Source organism: Curtobacterium sp. AC272 (assembly GCF_979258155.1).
On sequence record NZ_OZ409838.1, the window covers coordinates 329,279 to 350,257 of the forward strand.

Here is a 20,979-nt window from a genome sequence, read left to right on the forward strand (position 1 = left end):
GTGACGTCGCGCGACGGGGACGTCGCGTTCGCGGCCCGGGCGTCGTAGCGTCGGGGGCATGAGCACGACGACGCCGACCGCACCCGACTCCGCCACCGAGTGGGCGGCCTGGCACGACGCCCACGAACGAGCCCGGGCGAGCGAGCACGGCTTCCTCGCCATCACGAGCATCCGGTGGCTGACGAGCACGCCCGAGCGGTTCGACGACGCCCCGGGCACGTGGTCGACGGGCGAGGACGGCCCCGTCGTCGAGCTCGCGGACGGCGAGACCATCACGGTCGACGGGCAGTCGGTCACCGGGACCCACCGCTTCGGACCACTGCCCGAGCGCTCGAGCACGAACGTCGTGTGGCAGGACGGCGACGAGACCGTCGTGGTCGAGGTCGCCCGGCGCGGCGGCAGCGACGTCATCCGGCCCCGGCACCCGGGCAACCCGACCCGGACCGAGTACCCCGGCACCCCGACGTACGAGCCATCGGACCGGTTCGTCGTCGACGCGCACTTCGAACCGTTCGACGTACCGCGCGAGGTCACAGTCGGCTCGGTCGTCGACGGGCTGCAGCACGTGTACTCGGCGCCGGGCGTGCTCACCTTCGACCTCGACGGGCCGCGGTCGCTGCTCGCGTTCAACGGGCACGGCGACGGTCTGCACGTCCTGTTCACCGACCGCACCAGCGGCGTGACGACGTACGCCGCGAACCGGAGCCTGGACATCGCCGCACCGGACGCCTCCGGGGCGACCCGGATCGACTTCAACCGCGCCACGAACCTGCCGTGCGCGTACACCGCGCACGCGACGTGCCCGCTGCCGCCGGCCGAGAACCGGCTCGACGTCGCGGTCGAGGCCGGGGAGCGTCTCCCCGCCTGAGCAGTGTCGCTGGGGCAGCGCCGCCGCCCGGTCGCCGTGAGCGGGCCGACGCGGAACGACGTCCTCGATGTCGTACGACGTCGAGGACGTCGTCCGTTGCGCGCGCGGGTCGTTGCAGCCGCGCCGAAGCGACAGGGCCGATGTCGTGCGACGTCCACGGTGTCGTTCGGCGTCGGTGAACGGCGTGCGCGTCAGGCGAGGGGAACGCGCTGCCAGGTGCTCGTCGCACGCCACTCCTGCGCACCGAACGCGAACACGCTGCCCATGCCGGGTTGGTCGAGCGCGCGTGACACCGGCGCTCCCGTCAGGGCAGCGAGGAGCAGCGCCCCGACCGCACCGTGGGACACGATGGTCGCGTCGCCCGCCGCAGTGAGCCGCCGGACCGCTCCGACGATGCGGGCCTGGGCGTCGACGGCCCGCTCCCATCCGCGGACCGATCGGGTCGGTTCTGCGAAGAACCGGTCGACGACACCCTCGAACTCGGCCGGCGGCAGGTAGCCCGTCGCGCTGCGGTCGATCTCGCCGAGCAGGGGATCCTGCGCGGGCACGAGCCCGACCGCGGCCCCGAGCAGCTCGGCGGTCTCGACGGCCTTGCGTTCCGTGCTCGACACGAGTGTCCGGACGCCCGGCTCCCAGGCCAGCGGACCCGACCGCGCTGCGCGTGCGCGTCCCGCTGCGGAGAGCCCCCACGACTCGATCGCGACGGCGGGCTCCACGACGACTTCGGCGTGGCTCAGGAAGTAGGAGACCATCCGCCGATCCTGGCACGGCATCCGCAGTGGTCCGCCGTAGGGTGAGCGCGTGGAGTTCCCGGGGAGGCGGCCGGCGCGCGTGACGCGTCGACCTCTCCGGGGTCACCCCGGGGCACGCAGGACCAGCAGGACGACACGCCCCGAGCAGGCGAGCGCGCTCCGCGCGCGCCGCTGCACGGAGGCACCGACAGGTCCTCCGGGAACCCCACGCCCCTCTCCGTCGTCACCGCGGCGCTGGCAGATGCGTTCCTGACGGCCGAGCGGTGGGAGCCGGACGAGCTGGCGGCCGTCGGGTACGTGGTCGTCGGCGTCGAGCGCGCGTACGTCGGGCTCGCGGTCGCCGCTGCGCTCGAGGCGTACCCCCGGCCACCGGTGGACGCTCCGCGCCAGCTCGCCGCCGTGCTCGCCCTCGCACCGCGCCTCGTCGCACTGCACCGGTCGCGCGAGGACCGCCGGCCGGTCCGCGTGCTCGTCCACCGGGCCACCGCGGTGCGCGCACGACCGGAGACCGCGAGCCCGTTGCTCGTCGACACCCTGCCGGAGCTCGCCCGGGCGCTCGACCTGACCGTCGGCCGGCTGCTCTGGCTCGCCGACACCCGCGCGTGGAACCGTCGCTCCGGGCCCTCGAGCCCGCTCCACCACTACCGGCACGAGTGGATCACCCGACCCGGTCGAGCACCGCGCCTGCTCGAGAAGCCGATGGACATGCTCCGCCGCACACAACGGACGATCCTCGACGAACTCCTGACGATGCTGCCCGTGCACGACGCCGCGCACGGGTTCGTGGCCGGGCGGAGCGTCGTCACGGGAGCGGCCGTGCACACCGGCCAGCAGGTGGTGGTCACCGCCGACCTCACGTCGTTCTTCGCGAGCGTCAGCGCCCCGACGGTCTACGGCGTCTTCCGGGCCGCTGGGTTCGCTGAACCGCTCGCGCACGTGCTGACCGGGCTCTGCACCCACCGGATGCCGGTGCACGTGCTCAGCGCGATGCCCGCCGGCGGCTCGCCGGAGGAACGCCACGCGCTGCGCCAGGCGTTGGCGACGGCGCACCTGCCCCAGGGCGCACCGACGTCGCCGGCGCTGGCGAACACCGCGCTGCGGCACCTCGACGCCCGTCTGGCCGGGTGGGCCGGCGCCGTCGACGCGGTGTACACCCGCTACGCCGACGACCTGATGTTCAGTGGGGGCGACCGGCTGGCCGCACGACCGGATGCCTTCCTGCGGGGCGTCGACCGGATCGTGACCGAGCAGGGGCACCGCCTCAACCCGTCGAAGACCCGGGTGCGGCGCCGTGGGGTCCGGCAGTCGGTCACGGGCGTCGTGGTCAACGAGCGGCCGTCGCCCGGGCGCCGCGAGGTCGACCGGCTGCACGCCATCCTGCACAACGCCGTGGTGCACGGGCCGGCTTCCCAGAACCGTGCGGGACACCCGGATCTCCGCGCGCACCTGCTCGGGCGCATCGGGTGGGTCGAGCAGGTCAACCCGGGTCGGGCCCGACGGCTCCGCGAGGAGTTCGCGCGCATCGTGTGGTGAGTCAGTCTGCGCACCGTGTGACGTCCGGTTGCGCCCCGTTGCCCCGCGTTGCTGCGCCCGGCCGCGCGCCGCGCGCACTGGGTAGCGTGCCGCCATGTGTCCGAGTGAGCTCCCGGCCGACGACCGCTACGACGCGCTGATCGCGCCGCTCCGGCCCGTGATCGAGCGGATGGGTCTCGACGCCCGCCAGCGGGAACGCGAGGAGCGTCTCGCCACCGAGCAGCTCGGGTGGCTCGTCGACGCCGGCTTCGCACGGTGGCGGACGCCGGTCGCCTGGGGCGGGGTCGGTGCCCGTCTGTCCGACGTGTTCCGCGCGATCGCCGAGATCGCCGAGGTCGACCCGAACCTGGCACACGTGTGGCGGAACCACTTCTCGTTCGTCGAGGACCGCGTGCACGCCGAGGGCACCGCGTTCGACCGTGCCATCGTGACGCGGCTCGGCGACGGCGAGTTCGTCGGCGGCGGGTGGAGCGAGTCGCCGAGCCCGTCCGGCGCGGACCTCGCCACGCGGATCGTCCGTGACCCGGGCGGGTCCTGGCGGCTGACCGGACGGAAGTTCTACTCGACGGGCAGCGTGTACGCCCGGTGGATCACGGTGCTGGCCGTCGACGACACCGGCACGAAGTCCGTCGCGCTCGTCGACGCGACAGACCCCGGCGTGCTGATCGGCGACGACTGGGACGGCTTCGGCCAGCGGATCACCGGCAGCGGGAGCGTGACCTACACCGACGTGCCGGTGCCCGACGAACGGGTGCTGCCGTACGCGACCCGGTACCCGTACCAGGAGCAGTACTACCAGACGGTGATGCACGCGATCCTGGTCGGCATCGGCCGCGCTGCCCTGCGCGAGGGCGTCGAGGCACTGCGGTCCCGGGCGCGCGGACACCACAACGGCACCGCGGCGGACCCGACCCACGATCCGGAGCTGCTGAGCGTGATCGGCACCGTCGACGCCCGGGTGCACGCCGCCGACGCCGCGTTCGTCGCGAGCCTCGGCCCGGTGGACGCGGCCGTCGACCGGCACACCGCCCTGCGTGCGGCGGGTGCGGACCCGTCGACGGACCCGGCGCTGCGCGCGGCGCTCGAGCGCAGCTGGGTCGCGGTGGCGCGCGCGCAGACCATCGTCACGGACGCCGTGCTCGACGCCACGACGCTGGTGTTCGACGCGCTCGGGTCCTCGGGGACGTTCCGCTCGCTCGGCCTCGACCGACACTGGCGGAACGCCCGCACCCTGGCGTCGCACAACCCGCGCGTGCACAAGCGCCGCATCGTCGCCGACCTGCTCGTCAACGGTGCGAGTCCGCTGGACCGCTGACGGCAGACCGCTTCGCCGTAACGGACCGTCACGGGGCGCAACCCGCCGACACCTGCGTGCAGCGTGCCGAGGTGAGCACCTACGGTCGGTGCACCGGCTCGCCACGGACGCTGGGGAGGTGACCGTGGCGGGCCGTTCTGCGCACCTCGAACGGGAGGACCACCGTGACCACCGCGCCCAGCGCCCCCGCACCACTCGTCGTCGCCATCCCGGACGCGGACCTCGCCGCCGCGGCCGCCACACCCGGCGGCATCGCCCGGCTCGCGGCCCGCATCGTCGGTTCCGGAGCGGCCGTCGTGGCGATCGGCACCGACCGCTTCGACCCGGCGACGAGCACCGGCCACCGGCTGGACCCGACGACCGCGGCGCTCACCCTCGGCCGTGCCCTGCCGGAGCACGGGTTCCTCGTCGCCGTGGCACCGACACGCGAGCACCCGTACAACGTCGCCCGCCGGGTGCTCTCGCTCGACCACGTCCTGGACGGCCGGGTGGGCATCGTCGTCGGCGCCCGGGACCACGGCGCACCGAGCACCGGAGCACCGAGCACCGGCGCACCGAGCACCGGCGCACCGCACGACCCCGCCGAGTTCGCCCGCGTGCTCCGCGGGCTGTGGCGCACCTGGCCGCTCGACAGCATCGTCGGTGACCGCACGTCGGGTGTCTTCGCGCACACCGACCGGATCCGACCGCTCGACCACGACGGCGGGCCGGACGGCTACCGCGTCCGGGGACCGCTCACCACGCCGTCGAGCCGGCAGGGCGAACCCGTCCTCGCGGTCTGGCACGACATCGACGTGCCCGGAGCGGACCTCACGCTCGGGGGCGCGGCGCACCCGCTCGCACCGCTGCCGGGGAGACGGACGGGGCGGAGCCGCACCGGGCCTCCCGGTCGACCGTGACGCGACCTCCGCGACCTCCGCGACCGACACGACCGAGGCGCCCGACGCTCCGTGCCCTGCTCGGGCTCGCCGTGCCGGACGCCGCGGCGGTGACCGCGTGACGGGCGCAGGCGGCGACGCCGGCTTGATCCTCGGCGTGAACCTGCAGGGGTTCGGGCAGCGTCCGGCGGCCTGGCGGACCCAGGACGTCGACGCGACCGACCTGCTCACGGCGGAGTTCTGGGCTGACCTCGGGCGCACCGCCGAACGCGGCCTGCTCGACATGGTCTTCTTCGCCGACCACCCGGCGTTCGGCGACCCGAACGTCCGCGCGTACGGACTGCTCGAGCCGTTCGTGGCCCTCGGGGCGATCGCCGACGCGACGAACCACCTCGGGTTGGTCGGCACCGCGTCGACGACGTACAACGACCCGTTCGACGTCGCCGAGCGGCTGCTGTCCCTGGACCTCGTGTCCGGCGGGCGCGTCGCCTGGAACGCCGTCACCACCTACGACCGCTCGGTCTCCGCGAACTTCGGTGTCGCGACGAACCCCGACCGGCCCGAGCGCTACGCCCGTGCCGGGGAGTTCGTCGACCTGGTGACGGCGCTCTGGCGGTCCGCCGCGACCGGGGTACCCGTCGTGCACCACGGCGAGTTCCTCGACCTCGAGGGCGTGCTCCGGGTCCCGCCGTCGGCGCAGGGGCACCCGGTCGTGTTCCAGGCCGGGGGATCGCCGCACGGTCGTGACCTGGCGGCGCGGGTCGCCGAGGGCGTCTTCGCCGTCGAGTTGACGCCGGAACCAGCCCGCGAGCACCTGCGCGCGGTCAAGGTCGCCGCTGAGACGTACGGCCGGAGCGCAGCGGACGTCGCCGTCGTACCCGGACTGTCGCTCGTGCTCGGCAGCACCGAGGCCGAGGCGCAGCGCCGGTTCGACGAGCTCGAGGCCCTCGCGCCGGACGGCTACTCGCTCCGGGCGCTCGGGACGCACCTCGACGCCGACCTGTCGGGGCTCGACCCGGAGGCGCCGATCCCGTCGGCGATCCTGGACCGCGAGGTCGACCCGGTCACCTACGGGCCCTCGCTCGGGTACCACGAGACGGTCGTGCGGTGGGTGCGCGCCAACAACACCTCGTTGCGGGACGTGCTGCGGGGCTTCGGCGGGTACGGCGCCCGCATCGTGGTCGGCACGCCCGAACAGGCCGCCGACACCATCGAGGACTGGTACCGGACCGGTGCCGCCGACGGCTTCAACCTGATGATCGACGAGTTCCCGCGGGGCCTCGAGACCGTCGTGGACGAGCTCGTGCCGATCCTGCAGCGACGCGGGGTGTTCCACCGGTCGTACGAGGACGTGACGTTGCGCGGGCGGTTCGCGGCGCGCGCACGGGGGCTCTGACCGCGCACCGTGCGAGGTCCGCGATGCTGCCGCGCCTGCAGCACGGTGCGCGTGCGCCCAGCTGGTGCGAGGTTGGTCGCACCGTGCGGGCTTGCAGCCGCTCACGGAGCGAGCAACCTCGCACCGACCGACGGAGGCCGCACCGTGCGGACCGCGCGGACCGCGCGCCCCCGCCGCGCGTCCCCGCCGCGCGTCCCCCGCCGCGCGTGACGCCGTGTGACGGCCGGCCGGCGGCACCGTGTCACACGGCGACACCGCCGGTCACGGTCCGCAACACCCGTCGCCTCGGTGCCCCGACCGCCCTAGCGTCGCCGACATGACCGACTACCTCGACCGCGAACAGGACAAGACCTTCACGAAGGTCTACAAGCAGCAGACCCCGGACATCCTCAAGGCCTTCGTCCAGTTCGACGAGTCGGTGTTCCAGGCCGAGGGCCGCGCGATCCCGCTCAAGTACCGCGAGCTCATCGCCCTCGCCGTCGGCATCACCACGCAGTGCGTCTACTGCATCGACGGCCACAGCCAGCGCGCGGTGACGGCCGGTGCGACCGAGGCTGAACTCGCCGAGGCCGCCTGGGTCGCCACGGCCATCCGCGCCGGCGGTGGGTTCGCGCACGGCCGGCTCGGCTTCAAGTTCGGCGCTGACGCGACCCCCGCCCACGCGACCCCCGCCGACGCGGCCCCCGCGTCGGCCGCCGCCGACCACGCCGCGCACACCCACTAGGAGGACTGCCATGCCCGACCGCATCACCCTCGTCACCGCGCTGCAGGGCGCCGGCTGGCACCCCGCCGCCTGGCGCGTCGCCGGCCCGGCTGCGCAGCGCCTGTCGAGCCTCCGGCACTGGCGCGAGGTCGTCGTCGAGCAGGACCGGCTCGGCATCGACGCCGTCACCATCGAGGACTCGTTCACCGCGGGCCCGACGCGCCCGGCAGGCCCAGGCCCGACGGCTGCCGACCACGACCTCGACACCACGACCGTCGTCGGACGCCTCGACGCCCTCCTCGTCGCGAACGCGGTCGCCCCGCGACCCGCGCCGTCGGTCTGGTGCCGACCGTCTCGGTGACGCACACCGAGCCGTTCCACGTCGCCACGGGCCTCCAGACCCTCGACCACGTCTCGCTGGGGCGAGCCGGGTGGCGGATCCAGGTGAGCCCGACGCCCCGCGAATCGGCCCTGTTCGGCCGTCGACCCGGCGGCGACGACGCGACCACGCTGTTCGACGAGGCCCGCGAGGCGGCGGAGGTCGTCTCCCGCCTCTGGGACAGCTGGGACGACGACGCGATCATCCGCGACGTCACGACCGGCCGCTTCATCGACCGCGACCGGATCCACAACGCCGAGTACGCGGGCCGTCACCTGTCCGTCCACGGCGCGTCGATCGTGCCGCGGTCGCCGCAGGGGCGTCCGCCGGTCTTCGTCCTGGCCCACCGCGCCGACGCAGCGGCGTTCGCCGTCGACGCTGCGGACGTCGTGCTCGTCACGCCCGGGTACCAGGGCCGGGAGGCGCTGGACCTGTTGGACGAGGTCCGTCACCTCGAGCAGGTGGCCGGGTCGGACGTCCGTCGCCCGGTCCTCGCCGACCTCGCGGTGTTGATCGGGTCGTCGACCGCTGCCGCGGCCGACGAGCTCGCCGCGCTCGACGCCGCTGCCGGTACCCCGTACGCCGTCGGCTCCGGGTCGGACACGTCCGTGCTCGCGACGACGGTGCCCGAACTCGTGTCGCTGATCGGGGATCTGCGGGGCCTCGGCTTCGCCGGCGTCCGGCTCCGCCCGCTGCGCATCCCGATCGACAGCACCGCCATCGCCAGGCAGCTCGTCCCCGCCCTCGTCACGGCCGGGCTCCGCGCCGACGTGGCGTCCCGTCCCACCGCCGACCTGCGCACGCGGCTCGGCATCGCCCCGGCGGTCAGCCGGTACGCCCGTCCGTCCGTCACCGGTCCAGTTCCCTCGGGGGTCTCAGCATGAGCACGAAGCGTCAGGTCCACCTCGCCGCCCACTTCCCAGGCGTCAACAACACCACCATCTGGAGCGACGACCGCGCCGAGAGCCAGATCGCGTTCTCGTCGTTCGAGCACTTCGCCCGCAACGCGGAGCGTGGGTTCTTCGACTTCCTGTTCCTCGCCGAGGGCCTGCGGCTCCGCGAGCAGAAGGGCCGCGTCCACGACCTCGACGTGGTCGGGCGCCCGAACACCCTCGCGGTCCTGGCTGCCCTGGCCGGGGTCACCGACCACATCGGGCTGGTCGGCACCCTGCAGACGACGTTCAACGAGCCCGTGGAGCTCGCGAAGCAGCTCGCTACGCTCGACCACCTGACGGACGGTCGTGCCGGCTGGAACGTCGTGACGAGCTCGGACGCGTTCCACGGCGCGAACTTCCGCCGCGGCGGGTTCCTCGACCACGCCGACCGGTACACGCGCGCCGCCGAGTTCATCGCGCTGTCCCGCGAACTCTGGGACTCGTGGCAGCCCGACGCCGTCGTCGCCGGCACCGCCGCGGTCGGCGAGCTGGCGGACGGCGTGTTCGCCGACCGGTCGCGCATCCGCGACGTCGACCACCACGGTCCGCAGTTCGACGTCACCGGCACGTTCCCGGTGCCCCGCAGTCCGCAGCGGCACCCGGTGATCGTGCAGGCCGGTGACTCCGACGAGGGGCGCGACCTCGCCGCCACGAACGCCGAGGTCATCTTCTCGCTGCACACCGAGTTCGACGACGCGCAGGCGTTCTACCGCGACGTGACCGAGCGGCTCGAACGGGTCGGACGGTCGAAGGACGAGCTGCAGATCCTGCCCGGCGCGACGTTCGTGATCGGGTCGTCGGCGGAGGACGCCGAAGAACGGTCGAACGCCATCCGTCGTGCCCAGGTCAGTCCGGCCACGGCGATCGCGTTCCTCGAGCAGGTCTGGAACCGCGACCTGTCGTCGTACGACGTCGACGGCCCGCTGCCGACGGTCGAGCCCGACTACGAGGGCACCGCGATCACCCGCGGGCGCGCACGGCACACCCGCGACGTCCCCGCGCTCGTGCAGTCCTGGCGGGACCTGGCCGAGGCCGAGCACCTGTCCATCCGCGACCTCGTCATCCGCGCCTCGACCCGCGGCGGGTTCGTCGGGACGGCGTCGCACATCGCCGCCGAGATCGACCGGTACGTGCAGGAGCGCGCCACCGACGGGTTCGTCGTCGTGCCGCACACCAACCCCTACGGCCTCGACGAGTTCGTCGACACGGTCGTCCCGCTGCTGCAGGAGCGCGGCGTCTACCGGCAGTCCTACGACGAGGGTGCGACCCTCCGGCAGACGCTCGACCTGCCCGGCACGATCCGCGACCGATCGGCCGCCGCACGCACGGCCGCAGCGGCGGGTCCGGCGCGTGCGGCAGCGTCCGCCGGGGTGCTCGCGTGACGATCTCCAGCCTCGCGATCCTCGTCCCCGGCAACTTCGAGGACGACGCCCTGCCGACGGTCTCGAGGCCACCCTCGACCTCTTCGCCACGGCCGAGCGGCTCGGCATCGACGGTGCCTGGGTCCGGCACCGACACCTCGAGCACGGCATCGGCTCGGCCGCGGTCTTCCTGGCGGCGGCGTCGCAGCGCACCACGTCCATCGAGCTCGGCGTCGCCGTCGTGCCGATCGGGTGGGAGAGTCCCTTCCGCCTGGCCGAGGACTTCTCGCTCGCCGACGTCCTGGCGCACGGTCGACTGCAGGTCGGCCTGTCCACCGGCTCGCCGCACGCCGAGATCCTCGGCGATCTGGTGTTCGACGGCGACTGGCGCGCGTTCGACCGTGGGTACGGGCGGGTGTCCCGGTTCGTGGAGAACCTGCGCGGCGCGTTCCTCGGCGCGGACGGCACCGTCATCCAGAGCCCCGGGAACCTCCAGCGCCCCCGGTTGCAGCCGTACGCGCCGGGCCTGGTCGACCGGGTCTGGTACGGCGGCGGGTCGCTCCGGTCGGCCGCGTTCGCCGGCAGTTCCGGGCTCAACCTGCTGCTCGGCAACCTCACCTCGGGCGAGGACACCGACGACTACGGCACCGCTCAGCGGAACCAGCTCGCGGCGTACCGCGCCGCGCTGCCCACCGGCCGCACGCCCCGCGTGGCCTGGGGCCGGTGCGTCGTGCCGACCGACTCGGCCGACCGGGTCTCGCGCGAGCGGTACCGCACCTGGTACGAATCCCGTCTCGCACGGCAGACCGCGCCCCAGGGACCGCGGCGGACCTTGTTCTCCGCCGACCTGGTGGGGCCCGCCGAGCAGATCGTCGAGCAGCTCGTGCACGACGCCACGCTCGCCGAGGTCGACGAGTTCCGGATCGAGCTGCCCTACGAGTTCGCCGGTGACGAGTACGAGCAGATCGTCTCGGACGTCGTGGCGAAGGTCGCACCGGCGCTCGGGTGGACGCCCGCCCGGACGGCGGTGGCGGCGTGACCCGCTACGTACTCTCCCGCATCGGTCAGGCCGTGCTCGTGCTCTGGGCGGCGTGGACGATCTCGTTCTTCGTGCTCTACGTGCTGCCGAGCGACCCGGCCCGCATCATGGTCGGCCCGGACGCCACCGACGTCACGGCGGCGCAGCTCGACGCGCTCCGGCACCAGTACGGCCTCGACCAGCCGGTGCTCGTGCAGTACGTCCAGCACCTCGGCGCCCTGCTCACCGGCGACCTCGGCCGCTCGATCGGCGTCGGTCGACCGGTCGCCGACGTCATCGGCGAAGCGATCGCGCCGACCGCCCAGATCGCGGTCGCCGGCCTCGTGCTCGCGATCGTGTTCGGCGGCGGGATCGCGGTCCTGGCGACGTGGACCCGGAACCGGGCCCTCGGTCAGTTCCTGCTCCAGCTGCCCCTGATCGGCGTCGCCGTCCCCGGGTTCTGGTTCGCGCTGCTGCTGGTGCAGTGGTTCTCGTTCGGACTGCACGTCTTCCCGGCGTTCGGCGGCGAGGGTCCCGCATCGGTCGTGCTGCCGGCGATCACCCTGGCGCTGCCGACCGGTGCCACGATCGCCCAGCTGCTGTCGAAGTCCCTCGTCCAGACCCTCCGCGAGCCGTACGTGGACACCGCGTACGCCAAGGGTGCCGGGCGGTGGCGGGTGCAGCTCCGGCACGCGCTCAAGAACGCTGCGCTGCCCGCGCTCACCGTGACGGGACTCATCGTCGGACAGCTGTTCTCCGGCACCGTCGTCACCGAGACGGTGTTCTCCCGCCCGGGCCTCGGCCGGGTCACCGCCACCGCCGTGCAGCAGCAGGACATCCCCGTCGTGCAGGGCATCGTGCTGCTCGCCGCCGCGGTCTTCGTCGTGGTGAACCTGGTCGTCGACCTCGTGTACCCGCTGCTCGACCCGCGCGTCGTCGTCGCTCGCACCAGCCCCTCCAGCGCCACCGAACCGAAGGCGGTCCCCGCATGACCGAGACCACGCAGCTCGCCATCGGGCGCCCCGCGTCGCTCGCCACCGACCGCGTGCCCGGCGGCACCGCGCCCGCCCTCCGCGCACTGATCGCCCGCCCGACGCTCACCGTCGCGCTCGTCTGGCTCGCCCTCGTCGTGCTCGCCGCGCTCCTGCCCGGAGCACTCACCCACCACGACCCGCTCGCCGCCGACCCGGCCGCGAAGCTCACCGCTCCCGACGCCGCGCACTGGTTCGGCACCGACCAGCTGGGCCGCGACCTGTACGCCCGCGTCGTGCACGGCACCGCGCTCACACTGCAGGCCGCGGTCCTCGCGATCGTCATCGGGCTGGTCGGCGGCTCGCTCGTCGGGCTCGTCGCCGGCTTCGTCGGCGGGGCCGTCGACGCCGTGCTCATGCGCGTCGCCGACGTCCTGCTCGCGATCCCGAGCCTGCTGCTCTCGCTGACGATCGTCACCGTGCTCGGCTTCGGCACCGTGAACGTCGCGGTGGCGGTGGGAGTCGCGAGCATCGCCACGATCGCGCGCATCATGCGCTCCGAGGTCGTCCGGGTCCGCACCGCGCCGTACGTCGAGGCGGCGAGCGCGAACGGCAACCGCTGGTGGCGCGTGCTGCTCGTGCACGTGCTGCCCAACGCGGCCGGGCCCGTCCTGGTGCTCGCCGCCCTCGAGTTCGGCACGGCGATCCTCGCCGTCTCGAGCCTGAGCTTCCTCGGGTACGGCGCGCAGCCGCCGCAACCCGAGTGGGGCTCGCTCGTCGCCACCGGGCGCGACTTCATCGCGTCCTCGTGGTGGCTCACGACCATCCCCGGCCTCGTGATCGCCGTCACGGTGCTCGCCGGCAACCGCGTCGCCCGTGCACTCGACACCGAACGGAGGGCCGTCCGATGAGCCTGCTCAGCATCCAGGACCTGACCGTCACCTACGGCCGGGGCAGCAGCGCGCGCACCGCCCTGCACGGCGTCTCGCTCGACGTCGGCCGCGGCGAGCGCGTCGCCATCGTCGGCGAGTCCGGTTCGGGCAAGTCGACGACGGCGCACGCGGTCCTCCGGCTCCTGCCCGCAGCGGCGGACCTGACGGGAGGCACGGTGCGGCTCTCCGGGGTGGCCGACGGATCCGGGGACCTCGACCTGGTCACCGCGACCGACCGCCAGGTGCGGTCCGTGCGCGGCGTCCGGATCGGCTTCGTCCCGCAGGACCCGACGGTGTCGCTCAACCCCGTGACGCGGATCGGCACCCAGGTCGCCGAGGTGCTCCGGATCCACGGACTCGCCACCGGTGCCGAGGCTCGGGAACGCGCCGTCGAGGAGCTCCGCCGTGCCGGAATCGACCGACCCGGACTCCGTGCTCGGCAGTACCCGCACGAGCTGTCCGGCGGCATGCGGCAGCGGGTGCTCATCGCGATCGCCCTGATCGGCGACCCGGAGCTCCTCGTCGCGGACGAACCGACGAGCGCGCTCGACGTCACGGTCCAGCGGACGATCCTCGACCACCTGGACCGGCTCGTCGCCGAACGGGGCACGAGCGTGCTGTTCATCACGCACGACCTCGGGGTCGCCGCCGACCGGGCCGACCGCATCGTCGTGATGTCCGAGGGACGGATCGTCGAGCAGGGCACCCCGGCCGAGGTGCTCGGCGCACCCCGTGAGCCGTACACGCGCGCACTGATCGCAGCGGCGCCCAGTCTCGACGACGTGACCGTGTCCGTGGGACGTGCCACGGACCTCCCGTCCGGACGCCCCGACCCACTCGTCGTCGCGACCGGACTGCGGAAGTCCTTCGACCGCGTGACCGCCGTCGACGGGGTGGACGTGACCGTCCCGCGGGGCCGCACGCTGGCGCTGGTGGGGGAGTCCGGTTCGGGCAAGTCGACCACCGCGCGCCTCGTGCTCGGACTCGAACGCCCGGACGCCGGCCGCGTGCGGTTCGACGGTGCCGACGTGGGTGGAGCCCGCGGTGCCGCGCTGCGGGCGTACCGGCGGCAGGCGCAGATCGTGCAGCAGAACCCGTACGCGGCCCTGCACCCGCGGCTGTCGGTGGGAGCGGTGATCGCGGACCCGCTCGCGGCCTTCGGCATCGGCACCCGGCGGTCCCGCGCGGCTCGGGCGGCGGAGCTGCTCGACCTCGTCGCACTGCCGTCGTCCGTGCTCGGTCGTCGACCGGCGGAGCTCTCCGGCGGACAGCGGCAGCGTGTGGCGATCGCCCGGGCGCTCGCACTCGACCCGTCGTTCATCGTCCTCGACGAACCCGTCTCCGCCCTCGACGTGTCCGTCCAGGCGCAGATCCTCGACCTGCTCGCGGAACTGCAGTCGACGCTCGGCGTCTCCTACCTGTTCATCTCGCACGACCTCGCCGTCGTCCGTCGCATCGCGCACGAGGTGTCCGTCCTGCGCGGCGGCCGCGTCGTGGAGCACGGCGACGTGGCGCAGGTGCTGCACGACCCGCAGCACGAGTACACGCGCGCACTGCTCGACGCGATCCCGGGACGGTCCCGGCGCGTCCCCACCACCGAAGGAGTCTCATGACCACCCACCGCACCCCGTTCCGTCTGGTGGCCGCGATCGCGGCCGGCACCGCGGCGGCCCTGGTCATGGCGGGCTGCTCGTCGGGCGGCACCGCGTCGACGTCCTCGTCGTCGTCGAAGCCCGTCGACGGCGGCTCGCTCACGTACGCCATCGCGAACGACCCGATCACGCTCAACCCGGCGGGCACCGGCGCGGGCAACGACACGTTCGCGATCACCCGGCAGCTCGTCGACTCGCTGCTCTGGCAGGACCCGTCCGACGGCTCGCTCACGCCGTGGCTCGCGACCAAGTACTCGGCGAACGCCGACGCCACCGCGTTCACGTTCGACCTGCGCTCCGGCGTCACGTTCTCGGACGGCACCGCGTTCGACGCGACGGCCGTCAAGGACACCTTCGACGACATCGCCTCGGCCGGCGCATCGAGCACGGCGGCCGCGTACTTCTCCGGCTACGAGGGGACGAAGGTCGTCGACGACGACACGGTCGAGGTCGACTTCGGGGCGCCGAACGCCGCGTTCCCGAACGCCACGGCGTCGGTCGCCCTCGGCATCGTCGCCCCGAAGACCACCGAGACCCTGTTCGACGACCGCGCCGACGGGAAGGCCGTGATCGGAACCGGACCGTTCACGCTGTCGTCGTACACGAAGAACACCTCCACCGTCCTGACGAAGCGCAAGGACTACGACTGGGGCCCCGCCGCGCGGTCGAACGACGGGGCAGCGCACCTGTCCGAGGTGACGTTCCAGGTCGTCCCCGAAGCCAGCGTCCGCACCGGCAGCCTGCAGTCCGGGCAGCTCGATGCGATCAGCAGCGTGCAGCCGAGCGACGTCGACACCCTGCAGGCGCAGTACGACCTCGTCACCCGCGCCAACCCGGGCCAGGTGTTCGGCCTGACGTTCAACCAGAAGCGCCCGATCGTGTCCGACCTCGTCGTCCGGAAGGCGATCGCACAGGCCGTCGACCCGAAGGCGGTCCGCGACACCGCGCTCAACGACCTGTTCACGGTCGCGAACTCGGTCCTCGGGTCGACGACGCCCGGGTACGCGGACACGTCGTCGACGATCTCGTACGACCCCGCCGCGGCGAAGAAGGCGCTCGACGCCGCCGGGTGGGAGAAGGGCTCCGACGGCATCCGCACGAAGGACGGCACGAAGCTGCAGCTCAAGCTCGTCTGGATCACGAACTTCGGACCGAACCAGACGTCGCTCGAGCTGATCCAGCAGGAGCTCGGGAAGGTCGGCGTCGGCGTCACCCTCGAGAGCGGGACCGTGCCGCAGTACCTCGCCAACCTGACGAGCGGCGACTGGGACCTGTCGTGGGACAACAGCTCGCGCGCCGACGGTGACGTCCTGCGGTCGAAGTTCTCCAGTTCGGGTGCACAGTCGATCGGTGCGTCGGACACGACGCTCGACGCGCTCTTCACGAAGGAGCTGTCGCAGTCGTCGGCGTCCGACCGGTCGGCCACCTTCGGGGAGATCCAGCAGCGCATCGCGTCCCAGGTCGACTTCGTCCCGGTGCACGAACTCACCAGCATCATCGCGCCGGCGACGGACGTGCACGGCATCGTCTTCGGCGCCGACACGCGGCTCGACCAGCTGACCGGCGCGTGGAAGGACGCCTCGTGAGCGCCGCTCGCTCCGTCCCGCTCTCGGTGCTCGACCTGGTGCCGGTCACCGCCGGATCGTCCGCAGCCACGGCGCTCCACCGCACCGTCGACCTCGCCGTCGCCGCGGAACGCGCCGGGTACGCCCGCTACTGGCTCGCCGAGCACCACCTCAACCCCGGTGTCGCGGGCAGCGCGCCGACCATCGTGATCGGAGCGGTCGCCGCGGCCACGTCGACGATCCGGGTCGGCAGCGCGGCGACGCTCGTCGGCAACGTCCGCGGGCTGCAGATCGCCGAGACCTTCGGCACCCTCTCTGCGCTGTACGGGCCGCGGATCGACCTCGGGCTCGGCCGCTCCGGGGCGCCAGCACCCGGTACCGCCAAGCCGCCGTCGCTCGCGCCCCGCTCGGACGAGGTCGTCGACGGACTGCTCGTGCCCGCACCGTTCGACTTCCGCATCGCACCGGGCAGCCGGTTCGCCCTGCAGGGGGAGATGCTCGGACGCGTCCCCGGTGACGTCGACCGGTTCGAGGGCGAGCTGTCGCTCATCCGGTCGCTGTTCGCCGGCACCTGGTCGCGGGACGGCGCCGTCGTCGAGGCGCCGCCGGCAGCAGGAGCGTCCGTCGAACTGTGGATCCACGGGTCGACCGGCGGCGAGAGCGCCCGGGTCGCCGGAGCACTCGGACTGCCGTACGGCGCGAACTACCACACGTCGCCCGGCACGGTCCTGGCGTCGGTGCAGGCCTACCGCGACGCGTTCCGCCCGGGGGTGCTCGAGGTACCGCACGTCATCGTGTCGGCGGACGTCGTCGTCGGGCGCACGGAGGCCGAGGCCGCCGAGCTGTCCCTCGGGTACGCGGAGTGGGTGCACTCGATCCGCTCCGGCGTCGGGGCGATCGAGTACCCGACGCCGTCCGCGGCACGGGCTGCGCCGCTCGCTGCAGCGGAGGCGGCATCGGTCGCCGATCGGCTCGCCACCCGGTTCGTCGGCGATGCTGCGGCCGTCGCGGACCGCCTCGAGGTCCTGCAGCGGGCGACCGGCGCGGACGAGCTCCTGGTGACGACGATCACGCACGACCACGACGCCCGGGTGCGTTCGTACGAGCTGCTCGCCGCGGAGTGGGCTGCGCGGGGTGCGGGTGCTGGTGCTGCGCGTGCGGCGGCTGGCGTGGGTGCCGCGGTGCGCTGACCGTACTGGTCCGGGTCGATCCGGAACGACGAGCTCGATGTCGCACGACATCGGGCTCGTCGTTCGTGCGCGCGTGCAACCGGTGGCGCGTGCAACGAGCGACACCGTGGTCGTCGTGCGACGTCGACGATGTCGTTCGGGTTCGGTGCGCGCGGTCGGTGCGTGTGCATGTTCCGACGATGCACCCGTCGATCACCTCGTGGAATGTCGGACGATGCACGCGCAACGAGCGACACCATGGTCGTCGTCCGACGTCGACGATGTCGTTCCGCATCGGCGCCGACCACCGCGCGCACAGAACGACTCCCTCGACGTCGTGTGACATCGAGGAGTCGTTCCGAGTCGTTCCGAGTCGCCCGGGCCCGGCTCAGCTCGCGTCGAGCGGCAGCCCCTCGGGGTTGACCTCGGAGTGCTCCACGGCCTCGTTCGACAGGTTGTAGGCCTTGAGCCACTTGGCGTAGGTGCCGTCGTCGATGAGCTCGTCGATGGCGTCCGCGATGGGCTCGGCGAGCCCGCTGTCCTTCTTCGTCGTCGCCGCGATGAGCCCCTGCAGGTCCCCGCCCGCGCCGGAGAACGTGCCGGCCGTCTTCGTGGGGTTCGCGCCGTCCGCGCTCAACGTGTTCTGGTACGCGACCGTCGGGTTCGGCCCGAAGTACGCGTCGATCTTGCCGGAGTCGAGCGCCAGCTTCACGGCGTTGCCGTCCGGGTAGTACTTGATCGTGATCGTCTTGCCCTGCTTCGCGAGGTCGGCCTTCCAGCCGAGCAGGATGAGTTCCTGGTTGGTGCCGGAACTGACGGCGACGGTCTTGCCGGCGAGCACGGACGGGTCGCCGTCGAACGTCAACGAGGAGTCCTCCGGCACCTGCAGCGCGAGGTTGTCCTGGCGGTACGAGGCGAAGTCGTACTTCTCCTTGCGCTGCTCGGTCACCGTGATGTTCGAGAACCCGGCGTCGTACTTGCCGCCGTCGATCCCGACGAACAGGTTGTCCCACGTGGCGTTCTGCACCTGGGCTTCGAGGCCGAGCTTCGCGGCGACGAGCCTGCCGAGGTCGGGCTCGGAGCCGGTCAGCGTCTTCTGGTCGTCGCCGGTGAACGCGAGCGGCGGGAACCCGGCCGGCAGCGCACCGATGCCGACGACGAGCTTGCCGGACTTCTTGATCGACGCGGGGAGTTCGTCGTGCAGCTTCTGGTCTGCGTCGACGGTGACCTTCGTCTCGGTGGCGGCACCGTTCGACGCGGCGCCGATCGTGACCGTGCCGTCGGACGCGCCGGAGCCGGAGCCGGAGCCGGAGCCGGCCGTCGCCGACGTGGCGCACCCGGCGAGGGCGACGACGACTCCGGTGGCGAGGACGAGGGCGCCGGCGCGGTTCCGCCAGCGTGCGGGGGTGGTGGGGGACATGGTTCTCCTGGGATCGGGTGGAAGGGGAAGAAGGGAACGTCGAGGGGACGGCGTCAGCGGACGCGGGACAGGAAGTCCCGCGTGCGAGCGTGCTGCGGATCGTCGAGCACCTGGGCGGGGAGCCTTGCTCGACGACGCGGCCGTGGTCGAGGAACACGACGTGGTCGGCGACCTCGCGGGCGAAGGCGATCTCGTGGGTGACGATGACGAGCGTGGTGCCCGTGTCCGCCAACCCCCGGATGACCCCGAGCACCTCGCCGACGAGCTCCGGGTCGAGCGCCGAGGTCGGTTCGTCGAGCAGGACGACCGACGGCTCGAGCGCCAGGGCCCGCGCGATGGCCACGCGCTGCTGCTGCCCGCCGGAGAGCTGCCGCGGCCGGGTGTCGCCACGGTCGCCGAGTCCGACGCGCTCGAGCAGGGCCGCCGCGCGGTCGCGCGCCACGGCACGGGGGACCCCGGCGGCGATCGGCCCCTCGGCCACGTTCTCGAGCGCGGTCAGGTGCGGGAACAGGTTGAAGTGCTGGAACACGAAGCCGATCCGCGACCGCTGCCGCAGGATCAGGCGCTCGGGCAGTTCCTTGTACCGGGGCACCCCGTCGCGCCCGGTCCGGAGCCGGACGCCGATCGTCTCGCCGCCGACCGTGACGACGCCGCGGTCGAGCGGTTCGAGGTGGTTGATCGCGCGCAGCAGCGTGGACTTGCCGGACCCGGAGGGGCCGAGCACCACGGTGACGCTCCCGGACGGCAACGACAGGTCGACGCCGTCGACGACAACCGTGTCACCGAACGCCTTGACGGCTCCGTGGATGCTGATCGCTGCGCTCATCAGATGGTCCTGTCGTCGATGGTGGAAGCGGGGCCGGACGCGACCCCGCGCGCGGCGGAGGCGGCCTGCCGGAGGCGATCCGGGCCTCCAGGCCGTCCCGACCCACGTCCGGAACCGCGACGCACGGCGGCCCGCACCCGCTGGAACGGCGTGGGCGGCAACGCCCGGACCGAGCCGCGGGCGGTCCACCGCTCGACGTAGTACTGCACGACCGACACCGCGCTGGTGAGCGCGAGGTACCAGAGCGTCGCGACGACGAGCAGCGGGATGATGTCGGTCGGGTAGGTGCTGGACAGGTTCTGCACGACCCCGAACAGGTCGAGCAGCGACACGTAGAACAGCAGCGACGACGCCTTGAGCAGCCCGACGACCTGGTTCACGAACGCCGGCACGATCGACCGCAGCGCCTGCGGCAGGATCACCCGCACGAACTGGCGACGTCGGGGGAGCCCGAGGGCCTGCGCTGCCTCGTGCTGGCCGTGGTCGACGGCGAGCACGCCGGCGCGGACGATCTCGGACGCGTAGGCGATCTCACTCAGGCTCAGGCCGATCACCCCGATGGCCAGGTCGCCGAGGACGTTGGCCGTGGTGACCTCGACCTGCGGCCCGAACGGGATCCCGATGCCGATCGTCGGGTACAGCGACCCGAGGTTGTACAGGAAGACGAGCACGAGGATGAGCGGCACGGAGCGGAACAGCCAGACGTAGCCCCACGCCAACCCGGACAGCACCGGGTTGCGCGAGAGCCGGGCGATCGCGACGACGATGCCGCCGGTGAAGCTGATGACCGCACTGAGCGCCGTCGCGACGAGTGTGAGCTGCAGGCCGGTCAGGATCGCCGGGCTGAACAGCCACTTCCCGACGGCCGGCCAGCCCCACGACTCGTTCGTGAACAGCGTCTCGACGAAGTTCAGGAGCACCACCAGCACGACGGCTGCGGCGATCCAGCGCAGCGGGTGCCGCAACGGGAGGACGGGTCGGTCGAGCGCGGCGCGTCCGGCGGCGCCCACGGAGGAGTCGGTCGCGTCGGTCGCGTCGGTCGCGTCGCTCGCGACGGTCGGCCGGGAGGCCCGTGGTGCGCCCGGCGTTCCGGCCGCGTGGTCGACGCCGGTCGCGTCGACCCCGTCGGTGCCGGCGACGGCGCTGGTCGCGTCGCGGGGCAGTCCCGTTCTGGTGTCGGTCATGTCGCGACCGTAGAAGGGTCGCGGTGCCTGGACAACGCACCGTGAAACACACCGCTACGGGACGGAACCCTGCGTCACAGTCGACGCGCGCATGACGTTCCGTGACGCCGGGTGCGCAGTAC

18 protein-coding genes and 1 pseudogene are annotated in these 20,979 nt (G+C 73.1%); 15 read left to right on the top strand and 4 right to left on the bottom strand.

The window, feature by feature from the left end; all coding sequences use genetic code 11:
• Nucleotides 1-58: 58 nt before the first annotated feature.
• Complete coding sequence (locus ACZZ0J_RS01705; RefSeq protein ID WP_463434396.1) at nt 59-868, top strand: DUF1684 domain-containing protein; 810 nt, start codon at nt 59-61, stop codon at nt 866-868.
• Nucleotides 869-1,059: 191 nt separating this feature from the next.
• On the opposite strand, the gene ACZZ0J_RS01710 is transcribed toward ACZZ0J_RS01705, so the two are convergent.
• Nucleotides 1,060-1,620, bottom strand: a complete 561-nt coding sequence (locus ACZZ0J_RS01710) for a histidine phosphatase family protein (protein WP_463434398.1) — start codon at nt 1,618-1,620, stop codon at nt 1,060-1,062.
• 297 nt (nt 1,621-1,917) lie between these two features.
• Here ACZZ0J_RS01710 and ACZZ0J_RS01715 point away from each other — a divergent pair, with 297 nt between their 5' ends.
• From ACZZ0J_RS01715 to ACZZ0J_RS01780, 14 genes are all read left to right on the top strand, one after another.
• A complete protein-coding gene (locus tag ACZZ0J_RS01715; protein WP_463434400.1) occupies nt 1,918-3,153 on the top strand; it encodes a reverse transcriptase family protein in 1,236 nt (411 codons plus the stop codon).
• A gap of 94 nt (nt 3,154-3,247) precedes the next feature.
• Complete coding sequence (locus ACZZ0J_RS01720; RefSeq protein ID WP_463434402.1) at nt 3,248-4,468, top strand: acyl-CoA dehydrogenase family protein; 1,221 nt, start codon at nt 3,248-3,250, stop codon at nt 4,466-4,468.
• 164 nt (nt 4,469-4,632) lie between these two features.
• The gene (locus tag ACZZ0J_RS01725; RefSeq protein ID WP_463434404.1) at nt 4,633-5,367 is read left to right on the top strand and encodes an LLM class oxidoreductase; all 735 of its coding nucleotides are present in this window, start codon (nt 4,633-4,635) and stop codon (nt 5,365-5,367) included.
• Between the two features lie 97 nt (nt 5,368-5,464).
• Complete coding sequence (locus ACZZ0J_RS01730; RefSeq protein ID WP_463434406.1) at nt 5,465-6,742, top strand: LLM class flavin-dependent oxidoreductase; 1,278 nt, start codon at nt 5,465-5,467, stop codon at nt 6,740-6,742.
• A 316-nt stretch (nt 6,743-7,058) separates the two neighbouring features.
• On the top strand, nt 7,059-7,466 hold the full coding sequence (locus tag ACZZ0J_RS01735; RefSeq protein WP_214547053.1) for a carboxymuconolactone decarboxylase family protein: 408 nt from the start codon (nt 7,059-7,061) through the stop codon (nt 7,464-7,466).
• A 10-nt stretch (nt 7,467-7,476) separates the two neighbouring features.
• Nucleotides 7,477-7,806, top strand: a complete 330-nt coding sequence (locus ACZZ0J_RS01740) for a hypothetical protein (RefSeq protein WP_463434409.1) — start codon at nt 7,477-7,479, stop codon at nt 7,804-7,806.
• The gene (locus ACZZ0J_RS01745) at nt 7,803-8,708 is read left to right on the top strand and encodes an LLM class flavin-dependent oxidoreductase (RefSeq protein WP_463434411.1); all 906 of its coding nucleotides are present in this window, start codon (nt 7,803-7,805) and stop codon (nt 8,706-8,708) included. Before ACZZ0J_RS01740 ends, ACZZ0J_RS01745 begins: the two co-directional genes overlap by 4 nt.
• The gene (locus ACZZ0J_RS01750; RefSeq protein WP_463434413.1) at nt 8,705-10,141 is read left to right on the top strand and encodes an NtaA/DmoA family FMN-dependent monooxygenase; all 1,437 of its coding nucleotides are present in this window, start codon (nt 8,705-8,707) and stop codon (nt 10,139-10,141) included. The genes ACZZ0J_RS01745 and ACZZ0J_RS01750 overlap by 4 nt, the downstream gene beginning before the upstream one ends.
• Entirely contained in the window at nt 10,110-11,159 is a 1,050-nt protein-coding gene (locus ACZZ0J_RS01755) for an LLM class flavin-dependent oxidoreductase (RefSeq protein WP_463434415.1), read from the top strand. Before ACZZ0J_RS01750 ends, ACZZ0J_RS01755 begins: the two co-directional genes overlap by 32 nt.
• Entirely contained in the window at nt 11,156-12,130 is a 975-nt protein-coding gene (locus ACZZ0J_RS01760; protein ID WP_463434417.1) for an ABC transporter permease, read from the top strand. Before ACZZ0J_RS01755 ends, ACZZ0J_RS01760 begins: the two co-directional genes overlap by 4 nt.
• Nucleotides 12,127-13,020, top strand: coding sequence for an ABC transporter permease (locus tag ACZZ0J_RS01765; protein WP_463434419.1), 894 nt, complete (start codon nt 12,127-12,129; stop codon nt 13,018-13,020). Before ACZZ0J_RS01760 ends, ACZZ0J_RS01765 begins: the two co-directional genes overlap by 4 nt.
• Nucleotides 13,017-14,654 carry a dipeptide ABC transporter ATP-binding protein gene (locus tag ACZZ0J_RS01770; protein ID WP_463434420.1) on the top strand — a complete coding sequence of 546 codons (1,638 nt, stop codon included), beginning with the start codon at nt 13,017-13,019 and terminating at the stop codon, nt 14,652-14,654. The genes ACZZ0J_RS01765 and ACZZ0J_RS01770 overlap by 4 nt, the downstream gene beginning before the upstream one ends.
• Entirely contained in the window at nt 14,651-16,279 is a 1,629-nt protein-coding gene (locus ACZZ0J_RS01775) for an ABC transporter substrate-binding protein (protein WP_463434422.1), read from the top strand. The genes ACZZ0J_RS01770 and ACZZ0J_RS01775 overlap by 4 nt, the downstream gene beginning before the upstream one ends.
• Nucleotides 16,276-17,448 carry an LLM class flavin-dependent oxidoreductase gene (locus ACZZ0J_RS01780; protein ID WP_463434424.1) on the top strand — a complete coding sequence of 391 codons (1,173 nt, stop codon included), beginning with the start codon at nt 16,276-16,278 and terminating at the stop codon, nt 17,446-17,448. The genes ACZZ0J_RS01775 and ACZZ0J_RS01780 overlap by 4 nt, the downstream gene beginning before the upstream one ends.
• Nucleotides 17,449-17,815: 367 nt before the next feature.
• Here ACZZ0J_RS01780 and ACZZ0J_RS01785 read toward each other — a convergent pair whose 3' ends face one another.
• From ACZZ0J_RS01785 to ACZZ0J_RS01795, 3 genes and pseudogenes are all read right to left on the bottom strand, one after another.
• On the bottom strand, nt 17,816-18,847 hold the full coding sequence (locus ACZZ0J_RS01785) for a transporter substrate-binding domain-containing protein (protein ID WP_194648283.1): 1,032 nt from the start codon (nt 18,845-18,847) through the stop codon (nt 17,816-17,818).
• Nucleotides 18,848-19,097: 250 nt separating this feature from the next.
• Nucleotides 19,098-19,673: pseudogene (locus ACZZ0J_RS01790) on the bottom strand (amino acid ABC transporter ATP-binding protein); the annotation flags it as partial.
• Nucleotides 19,673-20,857 (bottom strand): amino acid ABC transporter permease, encoded by a 1,185-nt coding sequence (locus ACZZ0J_RS01795; RefSeq protein WP_463434427.1) that lies wholly within the window; start codon nt 20,855-20,857, stop codon nt 19,673-19,675. The gene ACZZ0J_RS01795 and the pseudogene ACZZ0J_RS01790, both read right to left, overlap by 1 nt.
• Nucleotides 20,858-20,979: the final 122 nt, after the last annotated feature.